Origin of the sequence: Planococcus halocryophilus, from assembly GCF_022489025.1 — a bacterium.
GTDB lineage: Bacteria > Bacillota > Bacilli > Bacillales_A > Planococcaceae > Planococcus > Planococcus halocryophilus_A.
The window spans coordinates 239,834-266,752 of the sequence record NZ_JAKVTG010000001.1; the positions used below are offsets into that span (position 1 = coordinate 239,834).

General features: G+C 39.4%; 31 protein-coding genes. 25 read left to right on the forward strand and 6 right to left on the reverse strand.

All coding sequences use genetic code 11. The features are described 5' to 3' along the window. Positions 1-28 precede the first annotated feature (28 nt). From coxB to MLE13_RS01160, 6 genes are all read left to right on the forward strand, one after another. Positions 29-1,126, forward strand: a complete 1,098-nt coding sequence (gene coxB / locus MLE13_RS01135; RefSeq protein ID WP_240747647.1) for a cytochrome c oxidase subunit II — start codon at positions 29-31, stop codon at positions 1,124-1,126. 30 nt (positions 1,127-1,156) lie between these two features. Further along, positions 1,157-3,037, forward strand: coding sequence for a cytochrome c oxidase subunit I (locus tag MLE13_RS01140; protein ID WP_240747648.1), 1,881 nt, complete (start codon positions 1,157-1,159; stop codon positions 3,035-3,037). Further along, the gene (locus tag MLE13_RS01145) at positions 3,027-3,653 is read left to right on the forward strand and encodes a cytochrome (ubi)quinol oxidase subunit III (RefSeq protein ID WP_240747649.1); all 627 of its coding nucleotides are present in this window, start codon (positions 3,027-3,029) and stop codon (positions 3,651-3,653) included. The genes MLE13_RS01140 and MLE13_RS01145 overlap by 11 nt, the downstream gene beginning before the upstream one ends. Further along, positions 3,653-3,985, forward strand: a complete 333-nt coding sequence (gene ctaF, locus MLE13_RS01150) for a cytochrome c oxidase subunit IVB (protein WP_240747650.1) — start codon at positions 3,653-3,655, stop codon at positions 3,983-3,985. Before MLE13_RS01145 ends, ctaF begins: the two co-directional genes overlap by 1 nt. A gap of 221 nt (positions 3,986-4,206) precedes the next feature. Further along, entirely contained in the window at positions 4,207-5,130 is a 924-nt protein-coding gene (gene ctaG, locus MLE13_RS01155; protein WP_240747651.1) for a cytochrome c oxidase assembly factor CtaG, read from the forward strand. A gap of 26 nt (positions 5,131-5,156) precedes the next feature. After that, entirely contained in the window at positions 5,157-5,618 is a 462-nt protein-coding gene (locus MLE13_RS01160) for a DUF420 domain-containing protein (protein WP_240747652.1), read from the forward strand. Between the two features lie 84 nt (positions 5,619-5,702). On the opposite strand, the gene ytvI is transcribed toward MLE13_RS01160, so the two are convergent. After that, positions 5,703-6,758 carry a sporulation integral membrane protein YtvI gene (ytvI, locus tag MLE13_RS01165; RefSeq protein ID WP_240747653.1) on the reverse strand — a complete coding sequence of 352 codons (1,056 nt, stop codon included), beginning with the start codon at positions 6,756-6,758 and terminating at the stop codon, positions 5,703-5,705. A gap of 82 nt (positions 6,759-6,840) precedes the next feature. Then, entirely contained in the window at positions 6,841-7,206 is a 366-nt protein-coding gene (locus MLE13_RS01170) for a YugN family protein (protein WP_240747654.1), read from the reverse strand. A gap of 144 nt (positions 7,207-7,350) precedes the next feature. Here MLE13_RS01170 and MLE13_RS01175 point away from each other — a divergent pair, with 144 nt between their 5' ends. Continuing rightward, positions 7,351-8,415, forward strand: coding sequence for a CAP domain-containing protein (locus tag MLE13_RS01175; protein WP_240747655.1), 1,065 nt, complete (start codon positions 7,351-7,353; stop codon positions 8,413-8,415). Positions 8,416-8,419: 4 nt separating this feature from the next. On the opposite strand, the gene MLE13_RS01180 is transcribed toward MLE13_RS01175, so the two are convergent. Next, positions 8,420-8,902 carry a PaaI family thioesterase gene (locus MLE13_RS01180; protein WP_240747656.1) on the reverse strand — a complete coding sequence of 161 codons (483 nt, stop codon included), beginning with the start codon at positions 8,900-8,902 and terminating at the stop codon, positions 8,420-8,422. 74 nt (positions 8,903-8,976) lie between these two features. Between MLE13_RS01180 and MLE13_RS01185 the strand changes: the two genes are divergently transcribed. Next, positions 8,977-9,423 carry a YlbF family regulator gene (locus tag MLE13_RS01185; RefSeq protein WP_008430709.1) on the forward strand — a complete coding sequence of 149 codons (447 nt, stop codon included), beginning with the start codon at positions 8,977-8,979 and terminating at the stop codon, positions 9,421-9,423. A gap of 57 nt (positions 9,424-9,480) precedes the next feature. Here the strand turns inward: MLE13_RS01185 and MLE13_RS01190 are convergent, their stop codons facing one another. Continuing rightward, the gene (locus MLE13_RS01190; protein ID WP_240747657.1) at positions 9,481-10,389 is read right to left on the reverse strand and encodes a glycerophosphodiester phosphodiesterase; all 909 of its coding nucleotides are present in this window, start codon (positions 10,387-10,389) and stop codon (positions 9,481-9,483) included. A gap of 131 nt (positions 10,390-10,520) precedes the next feature. Between MLE13_RS01190 and MLE13_RS01195 the strand changes: the two genes are divergently transcribed. After that, positions 10,521-10,793 carry a YlbG family protein gene (locus MLE13_RS01195; protein ID WP_008430713.1) on the forward strand — a complete coding sequence of 91 codons (273 nt, stop codon included), beginning with the start codon at positions 10,521-10,523 and terminating at the stop codon, positions 10,791-10,793. Here the strand turns inward: MLE13_RS01195 and MLE13_RS01200 are convergent, their stop codons facing one another. Further along, positions 10,794-11,174, reverse strand: a complete 381-nt coding sequence (locus tag MLE13_RS01200) for a DUF7147 family protein (protein WP_240747658.1) — start codon at positions 11,172-11,174, stop codon at positions 10,794-10,796. 83 nt (positions 11,175-11,257) lie between these two features. Here MLE13_RS01200 and rsmD point away from each other — a divergent pair, with 83 nt between their 5' ends. The 3 genes from rsmD to MLE13_RS01215 all read left to right on the forward strand — a co-directional run bounded on the left by rsmD (position 11,258) and on the right by MLE13_RS01215 (position 13,403). Next, positions 11,258-11,833 carry a 16S rRNA (guanine(966)-N(2))-methyltransferase RsmD gene (gene rsmD / locus MLE13_RS01205; RefSeq protein ID WP_240747659.1) on the forward strand — a complete coding sequence of 192 codons (576 nt, stop codon included), beginning with the start codon at positions 11,258-11,260 and terminating at the stop codon, positions 11,831-11,833. Then, positions 11,826-12,305, forward strand: coding sequence for a pantetheine-phosphate adenylyltransferase (gene coaD / locus MLE13_RS01210; protein ID WP_240747660.1), 480 nt, complete (start codon positions 11,826-11,828; stop codon positions 12,303-12,305). The genes rsmD and coaD overlap by 8 nt, the downstream gene beginning before the upstream one ends. A gap of 72 nt (positions 12,306-12,377) precedes the next feature. Continuing rightward, on the forward strand, positions 12,378-13,403 hold the full coding sequence (locus tag MLE13_RS01215) for a SepM family pheromone-processing serine protease (RefSeq protein ID WP_240747661.1): 1,026 nt from the start codon (positions 12,378-12,380) through the stop codon (positions 13,401-13,403). On the opposite strand, the gene MLE13_RS01220 is transcribed toward MLE13_RS01215, so the two are convergent. Further along, positions 13,391-14,590: a nucleotidyltransferase gene (locus tag MLE13_RS01220; RefSeq protein ID WP_240747662.1), complete on the reverse strand. Its 1,200-nt coding sequence runs from the start codon at positions 14,588-14,590 to the stop codon at positions 13,391-13,393. The two genes, MLE13_RS01215 and MLE13_RS01220, sit on opposite strands and share 13 nt — an antisense overlap. A gap of 126 nt (positions 14,591-14,716) precedes the next feature. Here MLE13_RS01220 and MLE13_RS01225 point away from each other — a divergent pair, with 126 nt between their 5' ends. The 13 genes from MLE13_RS01225 to MLE13_RS01285 all read left to right on the forward strand — a co-directional run bounded on the left by MLE13_RS01225 (position 14,717) and on the right by MLE13_RS01285 (position 26,906). Next, a complete protein-coding gene (locus MLE13_RS01225; RefSeq protein WP_240747663.1) occupies positions 14,717-15,250 on the forward strand; it encodes a YceD family protein in 534 nt (177 codons plus the stop codon). Positions 15,251-15,274: 24 nt separating this feature from the next. Continuing rightward, on the forward strand, positions 15,275-15,451 hold the full coding sequence (gene rpmF / locus MLE13_RS01230) for a 50S ribosomal protein L32 (RefSeq protein WP_006828847.1): 177 nt from the start codon (positions 15,275-15,277) through the stop codon (positions 15,449-15,451). Positions 15,452-15,564: 113 nt separating this feature from the next. Further along, entirely contained in the window at positions 15,565-16,317 is a 753-nt protein-coding gene (locus MLE13_RS01235) for an enoyl-CoA hydratase/isomerase family protein (RefSeq protein WP_240747664.1), read from the forward strand. Positions 16,318-16,504: 187 nt separating this feature from the next. Continuing rightward, on the forward strand, positions 16,505-17,854 hold the full coding sequence (locus MLE13_RS01240) for an acetyl-CoA carboxylase biotin carboxylase subunit (RefSeq protein WP_240747665.1): 1,350 nt from the start codon (positions 16,505-16,507) through the stop codon (positions 17,852-17,854). Next, entirely contained in the window at positions 17,851-18,066 is a 216-nt protein-coding gene (locus tag MLE13_RS01245) for an acetyl-CoA carboxylase biotin carboxyl carrier protein subunit (protein ID WP_240747666.1), read from the forward strand. Before MLE13_RS01240 ends, MLE13_RS01245 begins: the two co-directional genes overlap by 4 nt. A 26-nt stretch (positions 18,067-18,092) precedes the next feature. Further along, positions 18,093-19,643, forward strand: a complete 1,551-nt coding sequence (locus tag MLE13_RS01250; protein WP_240747667.1) for an acyl-CoA carboxylase subunit beta — start codon at positions 18,093-18,095, stop codon at positions 19,641-19,643. A gap of 80 nt (positions 19,644-19,723) precedes the next feature. Beyond that, positions 19,724-20,587 (forward strand): ketopantoate reductase family protein, encoded by an 864-nt coding sequence (locus MLE13_RS18015; protein WP_240747668.1) that lies wholly within the window; start codon positions 19,724-19,726, stop codon positions 20,585-20,587. Further along, positions 20,584-20,964 carry a DUF3397 domain-containing protein gene (locus tag MLE13_RS01260; protein WP_240747669.1) on the forward strand — a complete coding sequence of 127 codons (381 nt, stop codon included), beginning with the start codon at positions 20,584-20,586 and terminating at the stop codon, positions 20,962-20,964. Before MLE13_RS18015 ends, MLE13_RS01260 begins: the two co-directional genes overlap by 4 nt. A 74-nt stretch (positions 20,965-21,038) precedes the next feature. Further along, positions 21,039-22,658: a bacillithiol biosynthesis cysteine-adding enzyme BshC gene (gene bshC / locus MLE13_RS01265; protein ID WP_240747670.1), complete on the forward strand. Its 1,620-nt coding sequence runs from the start codon at positions 21,039-21,041 to the stop codon at positions 22,656-22,658. Between the two features lie 146 nt (positions 22,659-22,804). Beyond that, positions 22,805-23,236 carry a division/cell wall cluster transcriptional repressor MraZ gene (mraZ, locus tag MLE13_RS01270; protein WP_240747671.1) on the forward strand — a complete coding sequence of 144 codons (432 nt, stop codon included), beginning with the start codon at positions 22,805-22,807 and terminating at the stop codon, positions 23,234-23,236. Positions 23,237-23,256: 20 nt separating this feature from the next. Beyond that, the gene (rsmH, locus tag MLE13_RS01275) at positions 23,257-24,195 is read left to right on the forward strand and encodes a 16S rRNA (cytosine(1402)-N(4))-methyltransferase RsmH (protein ID WP_240747672.1); all 939 of its coding nucleotides are present in this window, start codon (positions 23,257-23,259) and stop codon (positions 24,193-24,195) included. A 12-nt stretch (positions 24,196-24,207) separates the two neighbouring features. After that, positions 24,208-24,570 (forward strand): cell division protein FtsL, encoded by a 363-nt coding sequence (gene ftsL, locus MLE13_RS01280; protein WP_240747673.1) that lies wholly within the window; start codon positions 24,208-24,210, stop codon positions 24,568-24,570. Then, positions 24,567-26,906, forward strand: a complete 2,340-nt coding sequence (locus MLE13_RS01285; RefSeq protein ID WP_240747674.1) for a penicillin-binding protein — start codon at positions 24,567-24,569, stop codon at positions 26,904-26,906. Before ftsL ends, MLE13_RS01285 begins: the two co-directional genes overlap by 4 nt. Positions 26,907-26,919: the final 13 nt, after the last annotated feature.

Genomic DNA, 26,919 nt, shown 5'->3' on the forward strand with positions numbered 1-26,919 from the left:
TATTTAAATGAGAGGGGTATGACAAGCTATGATGAAAGGAATTAAAAAATGGCGACTTTTCGCATTGATGTCCATGTTATTAGTATTTCTTGCAGGATGTGGACGCGAAGAGATTTCGACATTAATACCAGCAGGTAGAGTAGCTCAAGATCAATTTAACTTGTTGATCTTATCATCAGTTATAATGACGTTTGTTATCGTTGTTGTATTGATTATATTTATTTTAGCTATTGTTAAATTCCGCCGTTCAAAAGTGGGAGAAGACATGATTCCTGAACAAGTTGAAGGAAGTGCGAAATTAGAATTTATCTGGACGGCAATTCCAATCGTCCTTCTATTAATCCTTGCAGTTCCAACAGTTTATTCAACATTTGACTTGGCTGACGTTTCAACAATGGACGTTGAGGCGAAAGATGGTAATTCTTCTCACTTAACAGTTAACGTAACTGGTAACCTTTACTGGTGGGAATTTGAATATCCTGAACAAGGCATTGTAACGGCTCAAGAGTTGGTTGTACCGACGAATGAACGCGTATACTTTAACTTGATTTCTGCGGATATTAAACATTCATTCTGGATTCCATCTGTCGGTGGTAAATTGGATGTAAACCCTGAAAACGTCAACACCTTTTACTTAGAATTTGACCAAGAATCATCAGAACTTGAAGATGGCGTATTCTACGGTAAATGTGCTGAGCTTTGTGGACCTTCTCACGCATTGATGGATTTCAAAGTGAAGTCAGTTGATCGTGAAGAGTTTGACCAATGGGTAACAGCAATGCAGGCAGAAGAGCCAGCTGTAGTAGAAGGAGCACTTGCTCAACAAGGCGAAGAATTGTTTGGTCAAGATGGATTAAGCTGTATTTCTTGTCACGCAACTTCTGGTTTAGGTGAAGGTAATCTTATGGCCGGACCAAACTTAGCAACATTTGGTGACCGTAACCGTGTTGCAGGATACTTAGAGCATAATGAAGAAAATGTTAAAAAATGGATTTCGGATCCACAAGAATACAAACCTGGTAACTTAATGCCTGATGTAGCTACATTAAATAATGGTGAAAAGTTATCAGATCAAGAACTTAATGCTCTTGCAGCTTATTTAATGGGCTTATCAGTAGAAGAGTAGAAGAAAAGTTAAAAAAGGGAGGTTAACAGTGTGAGTTCTATTGCTCAAAAAAAGGGCTTCGGCGCTACGATATGGGACTTCATGACAACGGTCGACCATAAGAAAATTGCGATTCTTTATCTCATGTCAGGAGGTTTCTTCTTCCTAGTCGGTGGTATTGAGGCAATGTTGATCCGTATCCAGTTAGTCAAAGCAGGAAATGATTTCCTAAGTGCTGGAACATTTAACGAAGTTATAACAATGCACGGTACGACTATGATTTTCTTGGCATCAATGCCGATATTATTAGCTTTCATGAACGCCGTTATGCCATTGCAAATTGGCGCGCGTGATGTAGCTTTTCCATTCTTAAACTCACTTGGATTTTGGTTATTCTTCTTTGGTGGAATTTTCTTAAACCTTTCTTGGTTTATGGGTGGCGCACCAGATGCAGGTTGGACGAACTACGCTTCGCTAGCACTGGCATCAGAAGGTCATGGTATTGATTTTTATGCACTAGGATTAACGATATCTGGTTTTGGTACATTGATCGCAGGGATTAACTTTCTTGTAACGATTATTAATATGCGTGCGCCAGGTATGACTTACATGAGAATGCCATTGTTCACATGGACAACTTTTGTTGCTTCCGCTTTGATCTTATTGGCATTCCCACCACTTACAGTGGGACTTTTCTTCATGATCTTTGATCGTTTGTTTGGTGCAAGTTTCTTTGCAGTTGAAATGGGCGGTAATACGATTATTTGGGAACATTTATTCTGGATCTTCGGTCACCCTGAAGTTTACATTTTGATTTTGCCAGCTTTCGGTATTTTTTCTGAAATCTTTGCAATCTTCTCTCGTAAACGTCTTTTCGGATACACTGCACTTGTTTTCGCTACAATCCTAATCGGGTTTTACGGATTCATGGTTTGGGCTCACCATATGTTCACAGTCGGCTTAGGGCCAACAGCAAACGCAGTATTTGCTTTAGCGACAATGATCATTGCTGTTCCAACAGGTATTAAGATCTTTAACTGGTTATTAACTATTTGGGGCGGAAACATCTCGTTTTCAGTACCAATGATTTATGCTGTAGCTTTCATTCCTACGTTTGTAGCGGGTGGAGTAACAGGGGTTATGCAAGCAATCGCACCTTTGGATTATCAATTGCATGATTCTTACTTTATCGTAGCTCATTTCCATTACGTTATTGTTGGTGGTGTTGTATTGGCGATTTTAGCAGGTACACATTTATACTGGCCAAAAATGTTTGGAACGATGCTTAGTGAAAAATTAGGAAAATGGACATTCTGGTTCTTCTTCCTTGGATTCCATTTAACATTCTTTATTCAGCATTTCTTGGGCTTAATGGGTATGCCACGTCGCGTTTATACGTTCGGAGCTGACCAAGGTTGGGATCTATTTAATGCAATCAGTTCGTCTGGTGCAGTATTGATGGCAACTGGTGTCATTATTCTTCTTGTAAACGTTGTGATGACAATCGTTAAAAACGAGCGTATCGGCAATGATCCATGGGGCGATGGCCGTACATTAGAATGGGCAATTCCATCTCCACCGCCATTTTATAACTTTGCACAAACTCCATTAGTTCGTGGACTTGATACGTACTGGATCGAAAAAATGGATGGCAATAAAAAAGGTATGATCTTCGCTGAACCTCTTGGCGATATCCACATGCCAAATGGTTCGATCATTCCATTTGTGATTTCACTTGGAATGTTTATTGCTTCATTCGGAGCATTATACTTCTTAGACGGCAAGCCTTGGGCATTAGCAGTATTGATTGGCGGACTAGCATTAATGTTCGGTTCAATGCTACTACGTTCGTTAAAAGATGACTTAGGCTTCCACATAACAAAAGAAGAATTACTAGAAGATGCGAAAGGAGGCAACACAGATGGACATTAATCAAAAATATACTCCTCAATCTTGGCCAGATCATCCTGAAACGGCTACGTTGGAAGGGAAAAATAAGTTTATTGGTTTCTGGTTGCTTCTAGCTGCAGAGACAGTAACTTTTGCTTCACTTTTTGCAACATATCTTGCATTAAAAGATAAAGGACCAAGCGGCATGGAATTTTCTGCCGCTGGACTTTTTGAACTACCGTTAGTTTTTGCAATGACGATGATTCTTTTAACTTCTTCATTGACAAGTGTTTACGCAATGTACCATATGAAAAACTATAATTTTAAAGCCATGCAAGCTTGGCTAGCGATTACCGTTATGCTTGGTTTAACTTTCTTAGGCTTAGAGATTTATGAATTTAATCACTATGTCCACATAGGATTTGGTTTCACAAATAGTGCATTCAGTTCAGCATTCTTTACACTTGTTGGAACACATGGTGCTCACGTATTGTTTGGTCTTAGCTGGTTTATTGCATTAATGCTTCGTAACGCAAAACGCGGACTGAATATGTATAATGCACCGAAATTCTATCTTGCTTCTTTATACTGGCATTTCATTGACGTAGTTTGGGTATTTATCTTTACTGTCGTCTATTTGATGGGAGTGATCGGATAATGGCACACGATGCACACGTACATGTAAGATCGCAGGCAGAATTCGAATATGTTAAGAAAAAAAGAGCAGATGAAATGAGAGGCAATTTGGCAACGTTCGCAATTATGATCTTCTTGACATTAATTGCTTTTACAACAGTTGCTGCTGGGTTCTCAGTTTACTTAATCGTACCTATCATATTATTGTTGGCAGCTATTCAAGTTGTTCTTCAACTTTACTACTTTATGCATATGAGTGGTAAAGGACACGGTATGGTGGCGTTCTTTATGTTCTCTGGCATGTTTGTAGCTTTCATCACGGTTCTAACATTTGTTACAATCATTTGGTGGTAGGCTTTTGTTTAAACCCCTTACCTTAAAAAGGTAAGGGGTTTTTGCGTCAATATAGTCGCAGCCGTTGAGATAGGTGTTCAAATGATTTTAAAGGCAAGCTAAAGAAAAATAATAGGTGTCGTTCAAAATTTCATGAATTTAATTGTTCATAGTTCGTTCATTGATATAGTTTGCTAGCAGCTATATAATGAGGGTACTTGAGGAAAAGGAGGTACCATAACATGCCGATTAGTATCTTCGGGTTTCAAGCTTTGTGGAGTCCCGTGTACTTAGCAGTCCTCGTTTTGGTAACGATTTTATATTTCTTAGTCACTGTAAAGTGGCGTGGTAAGTTTAAAGGAAATCAACCGCTTACTGCTAAAGAAGCTACTTTTTTTGTTTCCGGAATGGTTTTGCTTTATATCATAAAAGGTTCACCAGTCGATTTATATGGACACATCCTATTTACCATGCATATGGTTCAGATGGCGTTATTGTTACTTTTAGCAGCTCCGTTATTAATCATGGGCATTCCAACTTATATTTGGAAAACTTTTATCGTACTTCCGATTATTAAACCATTGTTCAATTTCTTTTCAAACCCGATGTTAGCTTTAATATTATTTGGAATGGTTTTTTCGTTTTACCATATTCCAATGGTTTTTGATTTTGTTAAAAAAGATATGTGGCTCCATGGCGCGGTCAATATTGTATTGTTTATGTCGGCTTTCTTTTATTGGTGGCCAGTGGTCAATAATGTTGAAGGAGAGCACAAATTCCACGGTTTGAAAAAGCTTGGTTATTTGTTCGGAATCAGTGTATTAGTAACTCCAGCATGCGCAATGATTATCTTTAGTGGAACTCCTTTATACGCTACTTATACAGATGGAGAGGCTTGGTTGCAAGCTATGGCATTATGTGTGCCTGCAGGTACATTATCACAGCTGAATTTGTCAGGTCCAGAATTATTTTCAAATATGTCAACGCTTGAAGATCAACGTACTGGTGGAATTGCAATGAAAATTATTCAAGAACTAATTTTCACTGCTTTCATTTGGATGGTTTTCCATGAGTGGCTAAGAAATGAGACTAATAATGCAGATGAAATTACTGCAAAAACATTGCAAGACCGCAAAGATATGGATTTTCATAGACATAACGCATAACGAACCATAAAGGAGAATAACATATAATGAATTTGCCGCTATTGCCAACGATTAGTACATTTTTTATTGTATTAAGCGCAATTTTAGTAGCGATTGGATGGAATTTAGTTCGTCGTCGCAAAATTGAAGCTCATAAGAAAGTCATGGTGGCAGCAGGCGCTGCTGCATTAACGTTCTTTATCATATACATGTCTCGAACAATATTCATCGGAAATACTGCCTTTGGTGGACCTGATGAGTTGAAGTTGTTTTATACGGTATTCTTAATATTCCACATTACATTGGCAACAACAGGCGGTATTATGGGCTTGATCACGATTTACTGGGGATGGAAAAACCAATTGGCTAAACACCGTAAAATTGGACCCATTACAAGTATCGTGTGGTTCTCAACAGCTATAACAGGTGTTATGGTCTATTTACTACTTTATGTATTTTACGAAGGTGGCCATACTACTTCAGTATTTAAAGCCATTTTAGGTGGATAAAAAAAAGAACCCTCAAGGTAGTGCACCCCAAAAGTTAGAGTTCAAATCTAACTTTAAGGGGTCACTACCAAAGGGGTTCTTTTTTTATACTTTAAAATCTATTTTTATCATTCCTGCTTCGCGTGCTGAAGTAAAGAGAATTACAATTAACGGTCCAATAAAGAATCCAAGGAATCCAAGAAGCTGAAGTCCAATAAACATAGCGATCAAAGTTGCCAGAGGAGACAGTCCAATTTGCGTACCCATCACTTTTGGTTCCACCGTTCGTCTAATAACTAACAGTACGAGTGCTAAGACAGCTAATTGTGTTCCGAATACAACATCACCCGTGATAAATTCATAAGCAAACCAAGGCGTTAAAACGATGATTGAACCTAAAATAGGAATGAAATCAATAATCCAGATAACGAGCGACATAACAAGTGCATACTCTGGTACGATAAACGCTAACGTTATTAAAGAAACGATAAAAATGATGCAACTGACAAGAAATTGAGCTTTTAAAAAACCAAAAATCACTTTGTTCAAGCGAGCAAACATAAAACGGACTTTTTCTGCAGTTGAATCTTTTAGCCGTTTAAAAAGCAAAGTTTTTAAATCAGGCAAGTCGAGCATGAATAAAAATAATGCAATTAAAAATACGATAAAGCTAACGAGAAATGATGGAATGCCCGTCAATAAATTAGAGACAGTATCGTAATTAATAATAGACAATACCCAATTACGGATTCCTTCCATGAAACTTACTAGCTCTGTTTCAAAGGACGAAACGACTTCAACAGGCATATCTTGTGTCGAACGAAAGAAAAAACGTTGAAATTCGTCCCACATGATAGATAATGAGTTTGTATATTCCGGTACCATTTTCGTAAATTGTATAATTCTTCCTATTAATTGTGTGACAATCCAGTAAAGTAGAGCCGATACAACTAATAAAAACAAAATAAATACGGATATAACAGCAGATTTTCTATGCCACTTGAATCTCTTATGTATGAAATTTACAAAAGGTTCTAGAAATATAGCAGTAATCAATGCCACAATTAAGGGAATCGAAACGGGTAATATGTATACTGATATTAAGATTAGGACCGCTATGATAATAGCAATCGTTACTGTTTTTTTCGTTAACCACTTCACTTAATGAAATCCTCCTTATGAAGTTGAAATAATGATAGATTGTTTAAAAAAACCGCAGTTCAATTGCTGAACTGCGGGCTTTTTATACGCTGATTTCGAAAGCTTTGACTTCTTTTTTAATAGAATCCAAAATTCCGATACAAGTTTTAACCAAGTGTTCTGGGAAATGTTCGTCTTCACCATACTCAATACCATGTGGATAATAGTGCTTGCCAAGTACTGGTTTCATAACGCGCATTGTCGCATCATTTGAATCAACATCTCCATCAGTAGCATAAGCAAATACACGTAAATAATAAGTGCCTTCGCGTATGATGAACTTGCGATCATAAGTAACACGCTCATAATCCCATTGGCCTTCTTTAGTTAAGGCGTGGTTGTTCATGATGCTTTCTAGTAAAGCGATATCTACGTGAATGTTTTCAAGTCCTGTATTTTCAAAATACATAGGATCTCTCCTCCTCTATAACAAAAAAGACTACATACTCCTCTAATAATAGATCATAATTTAAGTTGTTGCAATGGCTAGATTGTGTCAGTGTAGAGGCGACTGGTATAATGGACAAGATACAATAGTAAAGGAGTTGCTCGGTTGAAAGACTTGTTACGGATTATGATATTTCTATCGATAGTTCTTATCGGTTTGTTTTACTTAGATCCATCAATAAATGAAAATGATGTTCTTGAAGCTCCGCGCACAGCAGACCCATTGCCGAGCGACCAAATTACTGATGAATCTTTAGATGTTGATCGTCCTGGAAAAGGGATTTCAAGTTATATAGGCAAATTAAGCGACAAATGGATCGAACAGTATGGTCAACCCAATCGGATAGAACCCTCAGCTTATGGATATGACTGGTGGGTCTATAATGCAAGTTATGCCCATTTTACTATGGTTGGGATAAAAGACGATAGGGTAGTTCAAGTTTATACAACAGGTGCTGCTATAGATGCAACGCCGTATAAAATAGGGCAAAGCCTGGATGAACTATATCGTTTTACTATTTTAGAAAACGAAGTGACGGTTAAATATGAAACAAGCATATATACATTCAATGTGACTGCTGAGGATATGGACAAACGTATTTTAGTGAAATTTGATGGTGTTTACGCACAATTATACATTGACTCCGTCGACCGTGTGTTAGAGGCAGTTCGTTTTATGGATGCAGAAACTTTGATACGCCATCTGCCATACGACATGATGTTCTCAGGTGAATTGTTACCGATCGAAACGCCTTCATCAACAAAACAACAATCGATAGATGAAGCAAATGCCAGACAAGTTATGGATTTAGTAAATATATATCGCCTTCAGCATCAAGCTAAGCCGTTAACTTTTAACCCCCAAGTAAGTGTGGTCGCAAGGGCACATAGTGAAGATATGGCAAAGCAAAATTTCACATCGGAAGAGACAGAGTTCAAAGATTTACATGCTCGTTTGCAAGAAAGCGATATTACTTTTAAACAAGCGGCTGTTAATATTGCCGCCCGGTATTACGATCCAGCTGAAACTGTTCATGGATGGATCAATTCTGAAGCTCATCGCAAGACTTTGCTCAGTGATCAATACGACCAGACTGGAGTTGGAGTGTTTGGCAAGTACTACACTCAAATTTTTCTTGAAGAAAAGCCTGTAATTGCTTCTGAGCAATAACAGGCTATTTTTTGGGAATTATAAAAAACGAACCAGTTGCAGTGGCAATATGTTTGCCATCTTCTTGCAAAATATTTCCTTCGATGACCATTGTATGTCTGCCACTGCGTATAATACGTGCATGTGCACTTATAGAGGCTTCATCTGCCACGGCTAAGTAATGAATGGCTAGATTGGTTGTCACAGCGCTAAAGCCCTCTGAACACTTGTTATTTGCTAAAGTACCCATTGCGGTATCAATTAACACGGCAAGAATGCCGCCGTGTGGTATAGCCATCGTATTATGGATAAAAGGAGTGTTCGGGATTGAAACAACTGAGGACTGGTCATCTAATGTGCGCGTCATGTTCAAGCTTGCGCTTAAATAGGTAGAAAATTCACCTTGCTGCTTTTTTTCGAAATTTCTTAAGTAGTCGGACAAAATCGTCATGTCTTCTTCACTGCTTTGTTCGATTATGTGAGCAAATTGCTCGATTAGTTCACTCATGTTGACAATCCTTTCAAGTCTGTAGTGAAAAGCAAAAATATCTGCTATGATTAAAATGTAAAGGAGGAAATGCTATGATTATGACTTACGAATGGGCTGAAATTACTGACTTTGCAGACGAGTTAAGCCAAATGATCCTACAATCAGAGCAAGCTGACCTTTATCGAGAAGCTCATGCCTCTGTCTATAACGATAAAAATCTGGCGAATGAAATTCTTGCTTTCGCCAGATTAAAAGACCAATACGAAGAAGTTCAGCGCTTTGGAAAATACCACCCTGAATATTCTCGGGTAATGAAACAAATCCGTGTGGATAAACGTCGCTTAGATTTAAACGAAAAAGTGGCCAATCTACGTTTGATGGAAAACGAATTACAAGATTTAATCGATCAAGTAAGTTTCATTATAGGTAGATCTGTTTCCGAGGCAGTCAAAATACCGTCCACAAATCCATTTTTCTCATCTGATTCTTCATGTGGTGGGAGCTGTGGTACTGGCGGCGGTTGTTCTTGTTCCGCTTAATAACAAATAGTTTCATAAAAAAAGTGCAACGCTTGCGTTGCACTTTTTTTAACCCAATTAAACTTCTAGTTCTGAAATAAGTGATAAAGCTAAGTCAGGTCGATCGGTAATGATGCCTTTCGCTCCCGAAGCGATTAACGCTCTCATCACATCCGGCTCATCAATAATCCAATAATGTACTGGAATATTCAAGTTCTCCAGAAACGCAATAAATCGAGCGGAGTCTAATCGGAATACCGAAGACTTCGTAGGAATTTGGAACACATCTGCACGTGGCTGATAAAGATGTCCAAACTGGCTAGTAAATGCAGTATAGGCTTTTCTAATTTCATTTTCACCTGCACCGACAGCTATCCGATTTTGAGCATACAAATTAAAACGATCGATTTGTTCATCATAAAAAGAAGTCACAACTACTCGGTCGTGTACACCGAGTGATTCAATCAAGCGCCACAATTTGGAAGGTACTAAACTACCTTCGTAGGTTTCAGGAGCATCTTTAATATCAATATTAATGTACATCTGCGGAAATTTTTCAAACAGCTCACGCAACAATACAACTTTTTCGTTTTTTCCACGGAAGGAATGTTGCCCTTCTAGGTCTATAAAATGATACCCCAGATCAAAAGCTCTTAATTGTTCGAGAGACAAATCAGCGACTCGTCCTGCACCATCAGTTGTTCGGTCGATGTATTCATCGTGGAAAACGAGGATTTCTTCGTCATTTGTCATACGAATATCAACTTCAAAGCCATTAACACCGAGCTCGGCTGAACGGTTAAATGCAGCGAGTGTGTTTTCGGGTGCTAGTTTAGAGCCACCGCGATGCGCAAGAACAATTGGACGTTCGTAATTTAAAACTTCTTTTGCGGGACGTTGATTAGGATTAGCCAAAACTTTAGAGCCAGCCCAAGCTGCGGCTCCAACTGCTGCAGCTGCTAAACCGATTTTTGTCTTTTTTCCCATACTGTAGATTCCCTCCCTGGATTTCTATCATAAAATCAGTATAGCGAATAGAAGGCTATACTGTCAGTTTATTCGGTTGCGGCTTTTTTCTTTCATATGGTATTCTAGAAGCTAAGAAAAGAGGGATAGTTATGCATGATCGCCAAGGCCTCATTGTCTATGTGCATCATTTGAAACAAGCTAAATCGTTAAGAAAGTTCGGGCATGTTCATTTTATCTCCCGAAAATTAAAATACGTGGTTCTTTACATGGACCAAGATGTTATCGAAGCGACTAAAACAAAACTAAATAAATTGCCTTATGTCAAACAAGTTTTAGAATCCTATCGCCCATTCCTAAAAACCGAATATGAAAACGCCAAGCCTGATAAAGCAAAAGAATACGATTACAAAATCGGTCTTTAATTATTGCATCGGCGGAATATAATGATTTAATCTTAAAACTGAAATTAAATGGCTATGATAGAATTTTTTATCTGCATACACGGATGAGTGCTTTACTTCCATTTTGATGGGTGTATGCCCCAAACTGGAAACGGTTTGTTCAAAGATTGCTAAACGTTTTGAATCCATTGGAATTCCTTCGCGACAAAGGTAGATTGGCATGAAGTTTCCTTCTGATGCGGGTTTGAATGCCGCAGCAATTGACAATACATCTTGACCTTGTGGATTGGTTGAAACAAATATAAATCCATGCATAAAGCGTTGTTGATTACTTGTGATGAGTTCACGGAGTTCATAGATATCTCCGTACCCTTCTCCTAGTTCAATAAAACGTTGAATCATCATTACACGTCCTTTCCATTTTTCATTTTACCATTAGGCGATTAAAATGCATCAAGAAAATCAATAAAGTTAGAGGCGATAGTATGCGAGTTGTAGCAGGCTCTGTAAAAGGAATACCATTGAAAGCGGTACCTGGCAATTCGACCAGACCGACAACTGACAAAGTAAAAGAGTCTATTTTCAATATGATTGGTCCTTTTTTTGACGGTGGATACGCAATAGATTTATTTGCTGGAAGTGGTGGACTCGGTATTGAAGCGCTTAGCCGAGGGATTGACCATGTTATTTTCACCGACAAAGATAAACGTGCTGTAGAAACAATACAAGCTAATCTAGAAAAGGTTCGTTTGACAGACCGTGCGGAAGTCCACCGGGCAGACGCAGAGCGTGCGGTGAAAGCGATCAAAAAGAATGGTGTTCAGGCAAGATTGTTGTTTTTAGATCCCCCTTACCATATGAAAAAATCTTACGAATTGATGGACAAAGCGGGAGAATTGGACATCGTAACAAAAGATGCGATTGTTGTTTGTGAACACGACCGAGATGTAGAGTTGCCGGATCGTACGAAGTATTTTGAACGGTATAAGAAAGAGCTCTACGGGAGTACAATTATTTCAATTTACCGTTACCAAGGGGAAGAGGGAGAACGTATTGACTAAAATCGCTGTAGTTCCAGGAAGCTTTGATCCAATTACAATGGGGCACCTGGACATTATTAAAAGAGCGTCAACGATTTTCGATGAAGTAAAAGTGGTCGTAATGAACAATTCTTCAAAAAATCCGTTATTCGACGTGAATGAGCGAATGGATTTAATTGCGGAAGTGACACAATCGATTCCAAACGTCAAAGTAGATTCTTTTTCAGGTCTGCTAATCGATTATTCGGTTGAAGTGAAAGCAAATGCGATTATTCGTGGATTGCGCGCAGTCAGTGATTTTGAATACGAAATGCAAATTACGTCCATGAACCGATTTTTAAATGAAAATATTGAAACATTGTTCATGATTTCGAACAACCAATATTCGTTCCTTAGTTCGAGTATCGTAAAAGAAGTAGCGAAATACCAAGGCAATATTACGGGCTTAGTGCCAGAAGCTGTCGAAAAAGCTCTTCATTTAAAATTTCAGTGAGTCACGAATTTCGTGGCTTTTTCTTATTTCAAAAAATAAGTAAATGGATGAATCGCTGAAGGGAGAAACAATATGAAAAACAAACGATTACTCATTTTTGTCATCGTGATGGCGCTTGTCGTTTACTTATCCTCTTATCAGCTAGATGCTTATGTTACGAGACCAGGTGGATCTTATGAGCTATCACCATTAGTAGAAGTAGTAGGTGGAGATGAAGACGACGAAGGAACGCTCAGTTTAATGACGGTATCAATGTTGACAGCAACCCCTGCTTTATACGTCTGGGCGAAAATCCGTGAGGGTTATAAAGTATTGCAACCTGAGCAGGTACGTAGTCCACACGAAAGCGATGAAGAATACAACGTACGTCAATTGAAGCTGATGTCTGACTCACAAGTAAATGCATTGCAAGTAGCCTTTGAACAAGCAGAATTACCTTATGAAATTAGCAATAATGGAGTTTTTGTTTTAAATGTCCTAAAAGGTGGGGCAGCGGATGAAGTTTTAGCACCGGGTGATCGAGTGCTTGAAATTGACGGCACTAAATACACAGAGATGCAACAGCTAATTGATTACTTAAGTGTTAAGGAAAATGGAGAAACAGTAAAAGTTCTTTACGAAAGAGAGCAGCGAGAAATTAGCACGGACATCAAATTGGCACCATTGCCAACTGATCCGGAACGTATTGGCTTAGGGATTTCGTTTGTAGAAGATAAGAGCATCCAAACGACTCCTGAAGTTGAAATTGATTCGGAGAAAATTGGAGGTCCGTCAGCTGGCTTAATGTTCACACTCGAAATTCTCAATCAGTTGGTAGATGAGGACATTACAAAAGGTTATGACATTGCAGGCACTGGAACAATGGAAAGTGACGGATCTGTCGGAAGAATCGGAGGCATTGACCAAAAAATCATGGCAGCCGATTCTGCAGATATCGATATTTTCTTTGCACCAAACGAACCGGTAGAAGGTGGCGGCGATAGCAATTATACAATAGCTGTTGAAACTGCAGAGAAAATCGGCACAGACATGAAAATTATTCCTGTAGACACAATTGAAGATGCCATAGGATTTTTGAAAGAGCTTCAGCCTCGATAAATCGGAGGAGTCGTAAATTCTTTCTTCAAATGGACAGATTCCATTCCTTGTAAATACATTGTAGTAGCGTGAATATCTAGTTTTCCCATTGAGTCGCTCAGATCAGCTGCGCGACTAATAAGGGGAAGCGAGATGTTCTTTTTTTTGTGATTTAAATAGCTTTTTCCGATTTCCGACATGCCAAGAAGGCGGATATAGCTAGGTAACTGAAAAGAATGCAAGGTTTGCCACGTGAAGCCTGTATAGATATGCGTTAGCATCCGCTGTATTCGTGTACGGGTATAACGCTTTGATTTGACAAGAGACATGAAAGTTTCAAAGCTGTCTGCTGTTTTTGCTGATTGGTAGATTAAGTTTTCAATACCTTCAGTTACTTCGGCATAAAGTTTCAAGTTTTCAGGACCTTCACGTAGAATCGTAAAGCGAAGTAACGGGTAAAATTGCTCCCAGCTGCCAAATTTGCCATATTCTTTTTCTGCTTTTTTTAAAGAGGAAATTGAACTTTCCGGCATATACGTGGACAGTTCTTCTACTGAATTTCCTTTAAAGAAAGCTTCGCGAATGCCAGTAGCACTAGCAATCGGCAGTCCAACTGTAATCGGGTCATGAAAATTAGCGCCAATCCGTTGAATAGTTAGTGGCTTGATAGAAGAACCTAGACGTTGAGCAGCTTCAAGGTAATGAAACCCTAAAATATTATTAGGTTGTGTCAAATCGGCAAAGCCAGGCTGTCCACCTGTCAGCGCAAGATAGGCATTGTTCAAGGATTTTGGATAGCTAATACCGGTTTGGACAGCTTCGTGGATAAACGCTTGGTATTCAGCGGCATGCTCCGTTAATAGCTGCAGTGAATTCAGGAAAGGAGCTATTTGACCTTGTTCGCTCCCGAAACAAAAAAATTCACAGCCAATTGCGTCAAGTAATGCGACACCGCCTTTAGCGAAATCAGAAGCTTGAGCGGTTGCATAAATATAAGGAAGTTCAATGACCAAGTCGATACCAGCATCAAGTGCCATTTGAGTACGTGTCCATTTATCGACAAATGCCGGTTCTCCGCGCTGAAGAAACTGCCCGCTCATAACAGCAACGACAAGATCAGCGCCAGACTCAGCACGTGCTTGTTGTGCGTGATGAAGGTGCCCGTTATGTAAAGGGTTGTATTCAACAATAATTCCTACAGCTTTCAATCTGCTCACCTCTTTGGTAGAATTAACTTTAGTATACCGATGTTTGAAATAGAGTGACAAGATTTTTTCTTGACATCTTTTTCTGTGCATTATATAATCAACTTTGTTGTCTTGAGGTGATTACTTATGAAAATAGCGATTCAACAGCTACAAAAGCATCGCAAAGACGGACTGCCAATTGACCAAATGGTTCATTTGGATGCAGTGAAATCACGGAATAGCGATATTCGGGAAGTTTCACCTGTACATGTTACAGGACATTGCACAATTGGTTCGCAACAATTAACGTGCCAACTCCATCTCGAAGGTATGCTCACGCTACCTTGTGCTCGAACTTGGGAGGATGTTGAGTTTCCGATAAATGTTGATACGGTTGAAGTCTTCGATTGGTCTGGAAAAGGTCAAGAAGACAAGCTGAGTGATGTTCATTTTGTAGAAACTGAAGTTATAAACCTTCAGCCAATACTAGAAGAACTCGTTTTGCTAGAGATTCCGATTCAAGTGTTTAAGGAAAACGCTGATCAAGACGTTATAAAAGGCGGCAATGATTGGTCGTATTCAACAGACGAAGAGTACGAAGCAGAGAAAGAAGAGGCACCACCAAAACCGGATCCAAGACTTGCTGATTTAGCAAAGTATTTTGATCAGTCAGATGAATAGAATTAGTGTAAGGAGGTGTCACCAATGGCTGTACCAGCTAGAAGAACGTCCAAAACCGCTAAAAGAAAGCGCCGTACACATTTTAAATTGTCAGTGCCGGGCATGGTAATTTGCCCAAGCTGTGGCGAAAGTAAATTGGCTCACCACGTCTGCAAAGCATGTGGATCATACAAAGGGAAAGAAGTAGTAGCAAGCAAATAAAACAGTATTTGCTGCTGAAAGGCTATTGAGAGGCCATGGCTCTCGATAGCCTTTTTCTCTATACATAAGTAAGTATATTTGTAAGGAAACTGGCAGGAGAGAGAGGGATTTTATTGTCTTATACGATAAACCTAATGGACGGCATTATGACATTTACTATTGACCGTCCTGAAATTCGCAACGCCATTAATACTGAAGTAACTGAAGGTCTTGAAAAATTGGTAGAAAAAGCAAAACATCCTTCTGTACGAATGGTCATCATTACCGCTTCAGGTAAACAGGCTTTTTGTTCAGGCGGAGATCTTTCCGTTTTTCATGCTCTCCGTACAGAACAACAAGCATATAGTATGCTCAAACGAGTGAGCGATGTGCTGTATTCGGTCAAAACGCTACCTGTACCGGTAGTTGCCATTGTTAATGGTGCTGCGGTTGGTGGAGGATGCGAAATCGCTACAGCGTGCGATTATAGGCTTGTATGGGATCACGCGAAATGCGGTTTTATCCAAGGGACGCTCGCTATCACGAGTGGCTGGGGCGGCGGAACTTATCTTTTAGAAACTTTGCAGCATGACAAAGCATTAAAAATGCTCAGTGAAGCTAAAGTATACACGGCAGACGAACTAAAAGAACTTGGTTGGGCAACGACCATTATTCAAGAAGATCAGGACATTCAAGTGTTTTTTGAACGGATGAAAAAAATTCATCCGGATGTTCACCGAGCTTATAAAGAAATGGCTATTCGTAAATGGCAAAAAACAGATTTACAAGAACGAGTTGAACAAGAAGTTCAGAGATGCGCCATTCTATGGGAAAAAGACCCTCATCATGAAGCTGTTGATCGTTTCTTGAATAAAACGAAAAAATGAAACCTTTCTTTATAGAAGGTTTCTTTTTTTACGAAAGTAAGGAGAATTTCTCCAGTTTGCCTGGTCAATTTATAAATTAAAACCAATTAAATTACAAAATAAAAGAAATATTTCAGCGAATAGTTGAAATCGCTTACAAAATTCGTATATGCTATAGAAGGGAGAAAACATAGGGGGTATTTCAAATATGAAAAAAATCCTAATCGCGAACCGAGGAGAGATTGCACGTCGAATTATTCGTACATGTAATCGCCTTGGAATCGAAACAGTTGCTATTCACTCTGAGGCTGATGGGGATCTGCCTTACGTTAGTGAAGCAACTGAAGCTGTACTGATCGGTCCAAACCCGGTCGTACAGTCTTATTTACAAGTTGAAAAAATCATTGAAGAAGCAAAAAAACGTGGGGTCGATGGAATTCACCCTGGATATGGTTTGTTGTCCGAAAACGCCGATTTTGCTCGTAAAGTCGCAGCAGCCGGTATGACTTTTATCGGACCTTCAAGCGATATTATTGAAAAAATGGGTGATAAAATTGAGTCACGTAGAACAATGATTCAAGCGGGAGTACCGGTAGTTCCAGGTACAGAAGAAGGCGTAAAGTCGCTTGAAGAAGCTTTGCAAGAAGCTGAGGTAATCGGTTATCCACTCATGTTAAAAGCAAGTGCAGGTGGCGGTGGAATCGGTATGGTTCGTTGTGAAAGTGAGCAAGCGCTCACTCAACAATTTGAATCAGTTAAAAACCGTGCCAAAGCTTATTTTGGTGATGATGTCGTTTATCTTGAAAAATTTATTGCTGATGCACGTCATATCGAAGTACAAATTTTTGGAGATCACCATGGCAACCTTGTTCATCTATATGAACGAAATTGTTCTGTTCAGCGTCGTAATCAGAAAGTGATTGAAGAATCACCTTCACCGAATTTGCCACAAGAAGTGCGTGAGCGACTTTGTGAAGCAGCATTACAGGCCGGAAAAGCAGTGAATTATACAAATGCAGGGACTGTCGAGTTTATCGTCGATTCGAATAACGAATTTTATTTTTTAGAAATGAATACACGTTTGCAAGTTGAACATCCAGTTACAGAAGAAGTAACAGGGCTCGATTTGGTTGAATGGCAATTTAATGTTGCTGACGGAGGAGAACTCCCAGCTCAAGACACGATACAAACTCATGGCCATGCGATAGAGTACCGCGTGTATGCGGAAGATCCTAAAACCTTTTTCCCGTCACCAGGCAAGCTTGAAAAGCTTCAATGGGGTGAAGGGGCGCGTATTGAAACGGGTTATGAAGAAGGCAATTTAGTCACACCTTTTTATGATCCGATGATTTCCAAAGTTATTATTCACGGAGCGGATCGTGACGAAGCCTTATCGAAGTCACAAGCGTTTTTCAATAATGTTACAATTAATGGTGTAAAAACCAATATTTCTTTATTTAAAGAATTTGTTGGGTCGGAACAATTTGTTTCGGGCGACTATGCTACAGCGGTATTGCCGCAATGGATGGAAAAAACTAAGGAGGAACATACATTATGAAAGAACTAAAAGCGTCAATGGCAGGAACGGTATTAAACGTATTAGCAGCTGAAGGACAAGCAATCACTCCAGGGCAAGCTGTTTTAACAATCGAATCAATGAAAATGGAAATTCCAGTAGAAGCTGAATTTGGCGGAACTGTAGAGAAAATTCACGTTGAAATTGGCGGTTTCGTTAACGAAGGCGATTTGTTAATCACAGTAGGCGAGTAATCGTTTTAAGCAAAGGGGACAGTGAAATGACAAAAACGACTGAAACAACAGGGTATAATGACCGTTTAGAACAAAAGCTTGCAAAGATTTTTGCTGGGGGGCAGCAAAAATACCACGATAAAATGAAGGAAAGCAATAAATTATTTGTTCGTGATCGTTTGAAATTATTATTTGATGATGAAAACTACGCAGAAGACGGACGTTTTGCCAATGTAGAAGCAGATGACCTTCCAGCAGATGGTGTTGTTACAGCTATCGGTAAAGTGAATGGTGAAACGGTTTGTGTGATGGCGAACGATTCTACTGTAAAAGCAGGTTCGTGGGGCTCGCGTACAGTCGAAAAAATCATTCGTATTCAAGAAACTGCAGAAAAAATGCAAGTACCCATGTTGTACTTAGTAGATTCTGCGGGGGCGCGCATTACAGATCAATTAGATATGTTCCCGAATCGACGGGGCGCAGGTAAAATATTCCACAATCAAGTAAGAATGTCTGGAATGGTACCACAAGTCTGTCTGCTATTCGGTCCATCTGCTGCAGGTGGTGCGTATATCCCTGCTTTCTGTGACATCGTCATCATGGTAGATGGCAATGCTTCGATGTACCTTGGTTCCCCACGTATGGCTGAAAAAGTTATTGGCGAGAAAGTGACATTAGAAGAAATGGGTGGAGCTCGCATGCATTGTACTGTGAGTGGTGTCGGTGACGTGTTAGTAGCTACAGAAGAGGAAGCCATTTCAGAAGCTCGTCGATACTTAACGAACTTCCCTGCTAACTTTGCGATGAAGCCTGAAAAGATTGAGGCAAAAGCGGCAAAGGCGGGGCGTTCACTTGAAGCCATCATTCCAGAAAACCAAAATGCACCTTTTGATATGTATGAGTTGATCGATCAATTGGTTGACGAAGGAAGCTTTTTTGATATTAAAAAACTATTTGCTGGTGAATTAATCACTGGAATTGCGCGCATTGATGGTCAAGTTGTTGGTATTCTTGCGAATCAGCCAAAAGTTAAAGGCGGCGTATTGTTTGGCGACTCGGCTGATAAAGGTGCGAAATTCATCAATCTTTGTGACGCGTTCTCAATTCCGTTGCTATTCCTTGCAGATGTTCCAGGATTTATGATTGGAACGAAAGTTGAACGTGCTGGAATTATTCGTCACGGAGCTAAGTTTATCGCTGCGATGAGTTCTGCGACTGTGCCGAAAATTTCGGTGATAGTTCGTAAAGCGTATGGTGCTGGATTATACGCGATGGCAGGCCCTGCATTTGAGCCGGATGTCTGTATTGCATTGCCTACAGCACAAATTGCGGTAATGGGCCCTGAGGCGGCTGTAAATGCTGTTTACTCTAATAAGATTGAAGCGATTGAAGATCCGAAAGAGCGTCTTCAATATGTGCAACAAAAACATCAAGAGTATAAAGAAGAAATCGATATTTATCGCTTGGCATCTGAACTAATTGTTGACGAAATTGTAGCACCACATCAATTGCGTTCAGTACTGTCTCAGCGCTTATCATTTTATGAAACAAAAGATTTACCATTGCCATATCGAAAACATCCGATTTATCCTGTATAATAGATTATTATTAGAAGTCTGCCTAATATGGGCAGGCTTCTTTTTTAAGAAAAAATTGTGGCACTGTAAGGAGTGATTCCGTGAAATATGCAATTATCGGAGCTGGAGTCAGTGGATTGTTACCAGCTTATCTACTGAAAAAAGCGGGCCATGAAGTGCAAGTAATTACACAGCATGAAGAGCAAGCCGCGTTGATTAACAAGCAAGGAATTATAAATGGTGAAAATCGTCAACAAGTAGATGCCTATACAGACTTTGAACAAATCGATTCAGATGCTTTTGTTATTGTGACGGTGAACCAAAAAGAACTGCAACCTATATTAAGGTTGTTGAAAATTCGTCGCCCAAGCAATAAAATCATTTTTTTGCAGCAGGGGATGCTTTTTTTAGAAAAAGCCAATGCATTATCCCATCGCCATATTGCTGCAGGTATATTAGATACAGATTGCATCAAGTTGAGAGATACGGAAATTAGCTTTAGCAAAACCCCTCAACTTATATTCGGATTGGTCAAAGGGCAGGCGGTAGAATTTCAACCACTTCTTAACACCGCTGCGTGGCAAAGTGAATGGGTAGAGGATATTGAAAAAGCGCTTTTTGAAAACGTATTGCTTAGCAGTTTAATCGATCCTTTAACTGCAATGATGAAAATACGTAATGGCGAGCTAATTACGAACCCCCATGCTTATGAATTGTTCCGAAATCTATATAGTGAACTGTATTTGGCATTTCCAGAAATTGAATGGCTGCAACCGATTGAAAATGTGGCGACAATGTGTGCCGCAGAACCCGAAAGAGTATCGAGGATGTTTGCTGACCGTTTAGCTAATGATCCAATGGAGGTTGATGGTCTTATGGTATACGTATTAAATCAATCTAAGTTGGAGTTGCCTTTGTTCAAGGCATTTTATCATCTTTTGAAAACGATTGAGGTAGCGAAATGACAATATTGTATACAATTGCAACAGTATTCCTGTATATTCCTTTTCTTCTCTTTGTTATTGTTTATCTGTTTTCACTAAAAAGAAAAAAACAAAAAGCATTGGTTTTAGCGTCAGATGTTACGACATTTTTGTTATTCTTTTCTGTCCCGGCTAGTGTGGAATTTTTATGGGGTCTTTCCATTTCAGCGTATATTTACTTCGTCGCGCTTGTGTTGGCGATTATCTTGTTAGTCATTGAATGGAGAAACACAAAAGAACTCGAAATCATTCCGTTTTTCCGAAAGTTATGGAGAACTTACTTTTTACTATTGGCTTCTCTTTACGCTCTTGTATGGATAGTTGGTCTTGTTTCCATCATTGTTAAATCAATTCAGTAGGCGTATTTTTTTTCTTTGAGAGATGCGTTTGCTATAGTAGATTTTGAATGTAAACGGAAAAGGGGACTTTTTTTATGAAAGTAGAGGAACAGTACGTAGAACCAGCCAGTAAATTGATGAGTGATTATATAAATGGCAAACCGGTACTCCGCCAGTATTTTTCATATGATCCGCAACTAGAGTCATTTGAAAAGCGGTTGAAAAGTCTTCAAAATCATCCTGTTGATCGGTCAAGGCTAGCAGGGATTGTTCGTGATTATATGAAACCTGAAAAATTGTCCGAAGCGGCACAGCAGAATTTAGCTGATTTTGAAGCGGGTGCACCGGTGGTTGTCACAGGTCAACAAGCGGGTATTTTAACAGGGCCATTATATACGGTACATAAAGCAATATCTGTCATCATCCTTGCGAGACAAGCTTCTGAGCAACTGCAGACACCCGTGGTGCCAGTTTTTTGGATTGCCGGAGAAGATCATGATTTAGCTGAAGTTAGCCACCTGTACCGAGAAATAAATGGACGGATGGACAAATTGAATATCCCTTACGCTGAATACGGCAAAAACTCAGCTTCTACTGCAAATCTCAATAAACCAAAAACAGCTTCTTTTTTAGAAGAATACTTCCGCAGTCTTCCAGAAACGGAACACTCTAAAGAAATTCAAGAACTGGCATTTGGTTTGTTGGAAAAGTCTCAATCGTTCACAGACTTTTTCGCAGCACTTATCCATTATTTCTTTCAGGAAGAAGGACTTCTGTATATGGATGCTGCTGACGAAGCGTTTCGAAAGTATGAATCACCTTACTTTGTAGAAATGATTGAACGTTCGGCTAACATAGCAAAAACAGTCGCTGCTACTGAGAATTCCCTTGTAGAAGATGGTTATAGCGCGGTAATTGGAGCAGAAGAAACTGCTGCAAATCTATTTATTACGGTAAAAGGTGAACGGCTATTACTAGAACGTGAAGGTCAAGAGTTTGTAGCGAACAACGGCTCAATTCGCTTTACAAAACAGCAACTTCTAACTATTGCAGAAGAAACACCGGAGTTATTGAGTAATAATGTAGTGACGCGTCCATTAATGCAGGAAATGGTTTTTCCTGTACTAGCTTTTGTTGGAGGTCCTGGTGAAATTGCTTATTGGGCAGCTTTAAAAGGAGCTTTTGAGTTATTCGATATGGAATTACCGGTCGTTATGCCTCGTCTAAGCTTGACATTGGTAAACCGCCGAACGCAGCGTTTGCTGAATAAATACGAATTGGATTTTTCTTCTGTTGTCAACGACCGTCAAGTATCGGTGATGAGAAATCAATTGATGGAGACGATTCGCGAGAAAGAAGCGGAAACCTTACTTACGAATTTAGAACTTGAATTAGAAAAATCCTATGAGCAAATTAATCAACAACTTTCCTCTATCAGTAAAGGGTTAACACCCATTGTTGAGAAAAATTTACAATTGCATAAACAACAACTAAAGTTCTTGAAAAATAAACTGCAAGATGAAGTGGTACTTCAAAACAGCATAGAGTTGGAACATTACGCTGCCATTGAAAATGAACTATTACCCAATGGCGGTTACCAAGAAAGAATTTATAGTCCGTTTACTTATATGAATCAGTATGGAATAGAGCTTGTAAAAGATCTTTTAGCACTTCCACTCTGTTATGACAAAAATCATAAAGTTATTTATTTTTAAGCTGAAAAGCCTGCATATGCAGGCTTTTTTTATGTCAAAATAACTTGTTGAGATATTTTGCTGTAACAAACATGAAATATTTCAAAAACAAGTGGTGACAAGTGGGGGATTGTGGTACATTTATTACAATAAGTGGGGTGAAGGATATGTTCATGGGCGAATATCAACATAGCGTTGATGCAAAAGGACGGTTAATCATACCGGCTAAATTCCGTGAACTCTTGGGAGATCATTTTGTGATCACTCGAGGTCTGGATCAGTGCTTATTTGGCTACACTATGGACGAATGGCAGAAAATTGAAGAAAAGCTTAAAGAACTGCCGGTCACTAAAAAAGACGCACGTGCTTTTACACGCTTTTTTTTCTCAGGTGCCTCAGAAGTGGAACTTGATAAGCAGGGGCGCGTCAATATACCGACGACATTAATTTCTTACGCGAAACTTGAAAAAGAATGCATTATCTTAGGTGTGTCCAACCGTTTTGAAATATGGGCAAAAGATTCATGGGAAAGCTATTTTGCAGCATCCGAGGATTCCTTTAGTGAAATCGCGGAAAATTTAACTGATTTTGACTTTTAAAAGTGAACGGGGGGAATGGATTGTTCAATCACACCACGGTTTTACTGCATGAAACTGTCGATGGTCTGAACGTTCGTCCTGATGGCATATATGTTGATTGTACGCTGGGCGGAGCAGGACACAGCGAATATTTGGTTCAGCAATTATCTGACCAAGGTCATTTATATTGTTTCGATCAAGACGCAACGGCGATAGCTCATGCAAAAGAAAAACTACAAGAGCACTTACATAGAATTACATTTATCCATGCCAACTTTAAATTTTTAAAAGAAGAATTGGAAATGTATGGAGTAGAAAAAGTTGATGGCATACTTTATGACTTAGGTGTTTCTTCTCCACAATTGGATACACCGGAACGAGGGTTTAGTTACCACAACGATGCACCTTTAGATATGCGAATGGACCAAAGTGCAGAGCTTAGCGCTTATCATGTAGTAAATGAATGGTCTTTTGAAGATTTAGTAAGAATTTTTCATCGTTACGGCGAAGAGAAATTTTCTAAGCAAATTGCACGTAAAATCGAAGCGGCAAGAGAAAAACAGCCGATTGAAACCACTGGCCAGTTGGTCGAATGCATTAAAGATGGAATTCCTGCTTTCGCCCGTCGAAAAGGTGGTCATCCTGCTAAAAGAGTATTCCAAGCCATTCGCATCGCAGTAAATGATGAATTAGGTGCTGCCGAAACATCTTTGCAAGACGCAGTTAGCCTATTAGCAATTGGCGGAAGAATTAGCGTTATTACTTTCCATTCGTTAGAAGATCGACTTTGTAAAGCGATTTTCAAAGAAGCCTCTTCACTACCTGAATTGCCACCTAATTTACCGGTAATTCCTGATGGAATGGAACCAATCTTAAAACTAATTACGAGAAAACCAATATTACCTTCTGAAGAAGAGTTAGAACATAATAATCGATCAAGGTCCGCTAAGCTGCGGATTGCAGAAAAAATAAACGAGTAAGGACGTGTTCAGATGGCACTGAATGCAAGAACAGAAGATTACATCCAACAGCCGGCCGTACCTCGAAAACCGAGCCAGCAACAATCGATTAGAAAAAAAGGCTTAATCACGAAAGGCGAAAAAATTCTGTATACAACTTTTGTAGCAGTCTGTATTATGTGTGCATTGCTGGTTTTGCAGAATCAGGCAACGATTCAAGCATCAACTCAGGAAATTCAAAAAATTGAACAATCAGTCAATGAAACAACGAAGCAAAATACAGATTTGTCCGTACAGGTAAGTGAACTGTCTTCATATTCGCGCATTTGGTCTAAAGCAAAAGAACTTGGCCTTAAATTAAATGAGCAAAATGTAAAGGTAGTGCCTGGACAATGAAAAAAAAGTTTCGGTTTCAAGGAGGAGCCTTTCTGCTATTTTTGTTATTCGCAGGGCTCTTTTTCCTTTTATTGGCGAGAATTGTAACGATACAAGCCACGGGGAAAGTGGAAGGACAAGAACTGGCTGCTAAAGCTGCAGCGAAATACAGTCAAGAAGAAGTGTTGACTGCTGAACGTGGTCGCATTATCGATCGCAATGGTGAAGTGATAGCTGAAGATACACTGACTTATAAACTAGTCGCAGTACTTGATGAATCGGTTACGCAGAAAGCTAGTGATCCGCAACATGTGGTAGATGTTGAAGAAACCGCTAAGAAATTAGCGGGATATTTGAATGCTTCTGAAGAAAAAATTCTAGAAATATTAAAGAGCGGTGTTGAAAAAGACCGGTATCAAGTAGAATTTGGTTCCGCTGGTCGTGAAATTAGTCACACGCAGATGCTCGAAATGAAAGAAGAAGACATTCCAGGCTTATTATTTGTTCGAGATTTAAAAAGATTATATCCTAACGGCGTTTTTGCTTCTCATTTGATTGGCTATGCGATGAAAGAAGAGCTAGAAAATGGAGAAACAAAAACTACGGGCAGAATGGGTCTTGAATCGATTCATAATGATGTGTTAACAGGAAAAAATGGCAAAATGGAGTTTGATACCGATAAATGGGGCTTTTTACTGCCAAATAATGAATCTGCGATCACTCCTGCAGTAAACGGGGCGGACGTTCAGCTCACATTGGACAAAACTTTGCAAAATTTCTTAGAGGATGCCATGACGGGCGTTCAAGAAGAGTACGATCCTACACGAATGATTGCAGTAATTGCTGATCCTAAAACAGGTGAAATTTTGGCGATGTCTCAACGCCCAACATTTGATCCGAATACGCGAGAAGGATTATCAGATAACTGGCTAAATGAAAGTATCGAACTAACTATTGAACCCGGTTCACCGATGAAGATGTTCACATTAGCCGCAGCTATTGAAGAAGGTAAATGGGATCCAAATGCTACTTATAAATCGGGTACTTACACTTTACTAGATAGTAAAATCGGAGATCATAACAGTGGTCGAGGTTGGGGGACGATTTCATTTTTGGAAGGTTTCCAACGCTCTTCTAACGTTTCGATGGCTTATTTGCTAGAACGCCTTGGTGCAGACACCTTCATGAATTACGTTGATGCTTTTGGTTTCGGAGAACAAACAGGCATTGACTTGCCAAAAGAAGCATCAGGTAAAATCCTTAACCAATGGCCAATAAACAAATTAACGACCGCATACGGACAAGGGTCAACCGTTACGCCCATTCAAATGATTCAAGCAGCGTCTGCCATTGCCAATGACGGTGTCATGATGAAACCGTATGTGATCGATCAAATCAAAAATTCCGATACAGGGAAAGTTACAGTTAAAAGCGAACCCCAAGAAGCAGGGCAACCGATTTCTGCTGGAACTGCAAATAAAGTAAAAGAAGTATTAGCATCAACTGTCACTTCTGATGTAGGTTCAGCGCGAGGTTTTGCATTAAAAGATTATACAGTCGCTGGAAAAACTGGGACAGCACAAGTACCAAAAGAAGGCGGCGGTTATCTAACGGGTAGAAATAATTACTTGTTCTCCTTCTTAGGTATGGCTCCTGCAGATGATCCGGAATTGCTTATCTATATAGGTGTTCAACAACCTAACGTGCCAGCTAACGAGTATGGTTCTGTGCCAGTAGCGAAAATCTTTACTTCCGTAATGGAGAATAGTCTAAAGTATTTAAATATTGAACCAGAAAATATGGCTGAAGCAGCGACGGTTCCTATGGAAGAATATACAGGTAAAACAGTGACACAAGCGACTGAAGCTTTGCAAGAATTGGGTATTGAAGTTGAAGTGATAGGAAATACAGAAGAGATTATCTCTCAGTATCCAGAAGCCAAAAATGCTGTTTTAAAGGGTGGCCGAGTGATTCTAAAAACAGCTGGAGACACAACGCTACCTGATTTTACTGGATGGTCTAAGAGAGAATTGCTTGCTTATCAATCTTTAAGTGGTTTGGCGCTAGAAATTGCTGGACAAGGTTATGCAATGACACAAAGCGTTGAATCAGGGCAGCTTGTAATAGGGAATGCCCCTGTAATTATTGAACTTTATCCACCTGAGATTTTTTATCCTGCACAAGCAAAAGCACAGGAAGAAAATCAAATTCAGTCTGAACAAGAAGTTTTAGAGGACACCGGTTCCGAAACCATAGTAGAAGAAACGGAAGTTGATATACAAACAGAAATAGAAACACAACCAAATACAGAAGCACAAGCAAATATAGAATCACAAACAGACGAATCTACTGAGTAGTCTTGTGTTTAAA

What these genes read in the sequence shown, in the direction of transcription:
- MLE13_RS01260 (WP_240747669.1), top strand. Translation starts at nt 20,584, where the DNA reads ATGACAATATTGTATACAATTGCAACAGTATTCCTGTATATTCCTTTT.
- MLE13_RS01195 (WP_008430713.1), top strand. Translation starts at nt 10,521, where the DNA reads ATGCATGATCGCCAAGGCCTCATTGTCTATGTGCATCATTTGAAACAA.
- MLE13_RS01245 (WP_240747666.1), top strand. Translation starts at nt 17,851, where the DNA reads ATGAAAGAACTAAAAGCGTCAATGGCAGGAACGGTATTAAACGTATTA.
- MLE13_RS01240 (WP_240747665.1), top strand. Translation starts at nt 16,505, where the DNA reads ATGAAAAAAATCCTAATCGCGAACCGAGGAGAGATTGCACGTCGAATT.
- MLE13_RS01145 (WP_240747649.1), top strand. Translation starts at nt 3,027, where the DNA reads ATGGACATTAATCAAAAATATACTCCTCAATCTTGGCCAGATCATCCT.
- mraZ (WP_240747671.1), top strand. Translation starts at nt 22,805, where the DNA reads ATGTTCATGGGCGAATATCAACATAGCGTTGATGCAAAAGGACGGTTA.
- MLE13_RS01225 (WP_240747663.1), top strand. Translation starts at nt 14,717, where the DNA reads ATGAAAATAGCGATTCAACAGCTACAAAAGCATCGCAAAGACGGACTG.
- MLE13_RS01160 (WP_240747652.1), top strand. Translation starts at nt 5,157, where the DNA reads ATGAATTTGCCGCTATTGCCAACGATTAGTACATTTTTTATTGTATTA.
- rpmF (WP_006828847.1), top strand. Translation starts at nt 15,275, where the DNA reads ATGGCTGTACCAGCTAGAAGAACGTCCAAAACCGCTAAAAGAAAGCGC.
- MLE13_RS01180 (WP_240747656.1), bottom strand. Translation starts at nt 8,902, where the DNA reads ATGAGTGAACTAATCGAGCAATTTGCTCACATAATCGAACAAAGCAGT.
- MLE13_RS01170 (WP_240747654.1), bottom strand. Translation starts at nt 7,206, where the DNA reads ATGTATTTTGAAAATACAGGACTTGAAAACATTCACGTAGATATCGCT.
- ftsL (WP_240747673.1), top strand. Translation starts at nt 24,208, where the DNA reads ATGGCACTGAATGCAAGAACAGAAGATTACATCCAACAGCCGGCCGTA.
- bshC (WP_240747670.1), top strand. Translation starts at nt 21,039, where the DNA reads ATGAAAGTAGAGGAACAGTACGTAGAACCAGCCAGTAAATTGATGAGT.
- MLE13_RS01185 (WP_008430709.1), top strand. Translation starts at nt 8,977, where the DNA reads ATGATTATGACTTACGAATGGGCTGAAATTACTGACTTTGCAGACGAG.
- MLE13_RS01200 (WP_240747658.1), bottom strand. Translation starts at nt 11,174, where the DNA reads ATGATTCAACGTTTTATTGAACTAGGAGAAGGGTACGGAGATATCTAT.
- rsmD (WP_240747659.1), top strand. Translation starts at nt 11,258, where the DNA reads ATGCGAGTTGTAGCAGGCTCTGTAAAAGGAATACCATTGAAAGCGGTA.
- MLE13_RS01190 (WP_240747657.1), bottom strand. Translation starts at nt 10,389, where the DNA reads ATGGGAAAAAAGACAAAAATCGGTTTAGCAGCTGCAGCAGTTGGAGCC.
- ctaG (WP_240747651.1), top strand. Translation starts at nt 4,207, where the DNA reads ATGCCGATTAGTATCTTCGGGTTTCAAGCTTTGTGGAGTCCCGTGTAC.
- MLE13_RS01215 (WP_240747661.1), top strand. Translation starts at nt 12,378, where the DNA reads ATGAAAAACAAACGATTACTCATTTTTGTCATCGTGATGGCGCTTGTC.
- MLE13_RS01285 (WP_240747674.1), top strand. Translation starts at nt 24,567, where the DNA reads ATGAAAAAAAAGTTTCGGTTTCAAGGAGGAGCCTTTCTGCTATTTTTG.
- MLE13_RS01250 (WP_240747667.1), top strand. Translation starts at nt 18,093, where the DNA reads ATGACAAAAACGACTGAAACAACAGGGTATAATGACCGTTTAGAACAA.
- ctaF (WP_240747650.1), top strand. Translation starts at nt 3,653, where the DNA reads ATGGCACACGATGCACACGTACATGTAAGATCGCAGGCAGAATTCGAA.
- coxB (WP_240747647.1), top strand. Translation starts at nt 29, where the DNA reads ATGATGAAAGGAATTAAAAAATGGCGACTTTTCGCATTGATGTCCATG.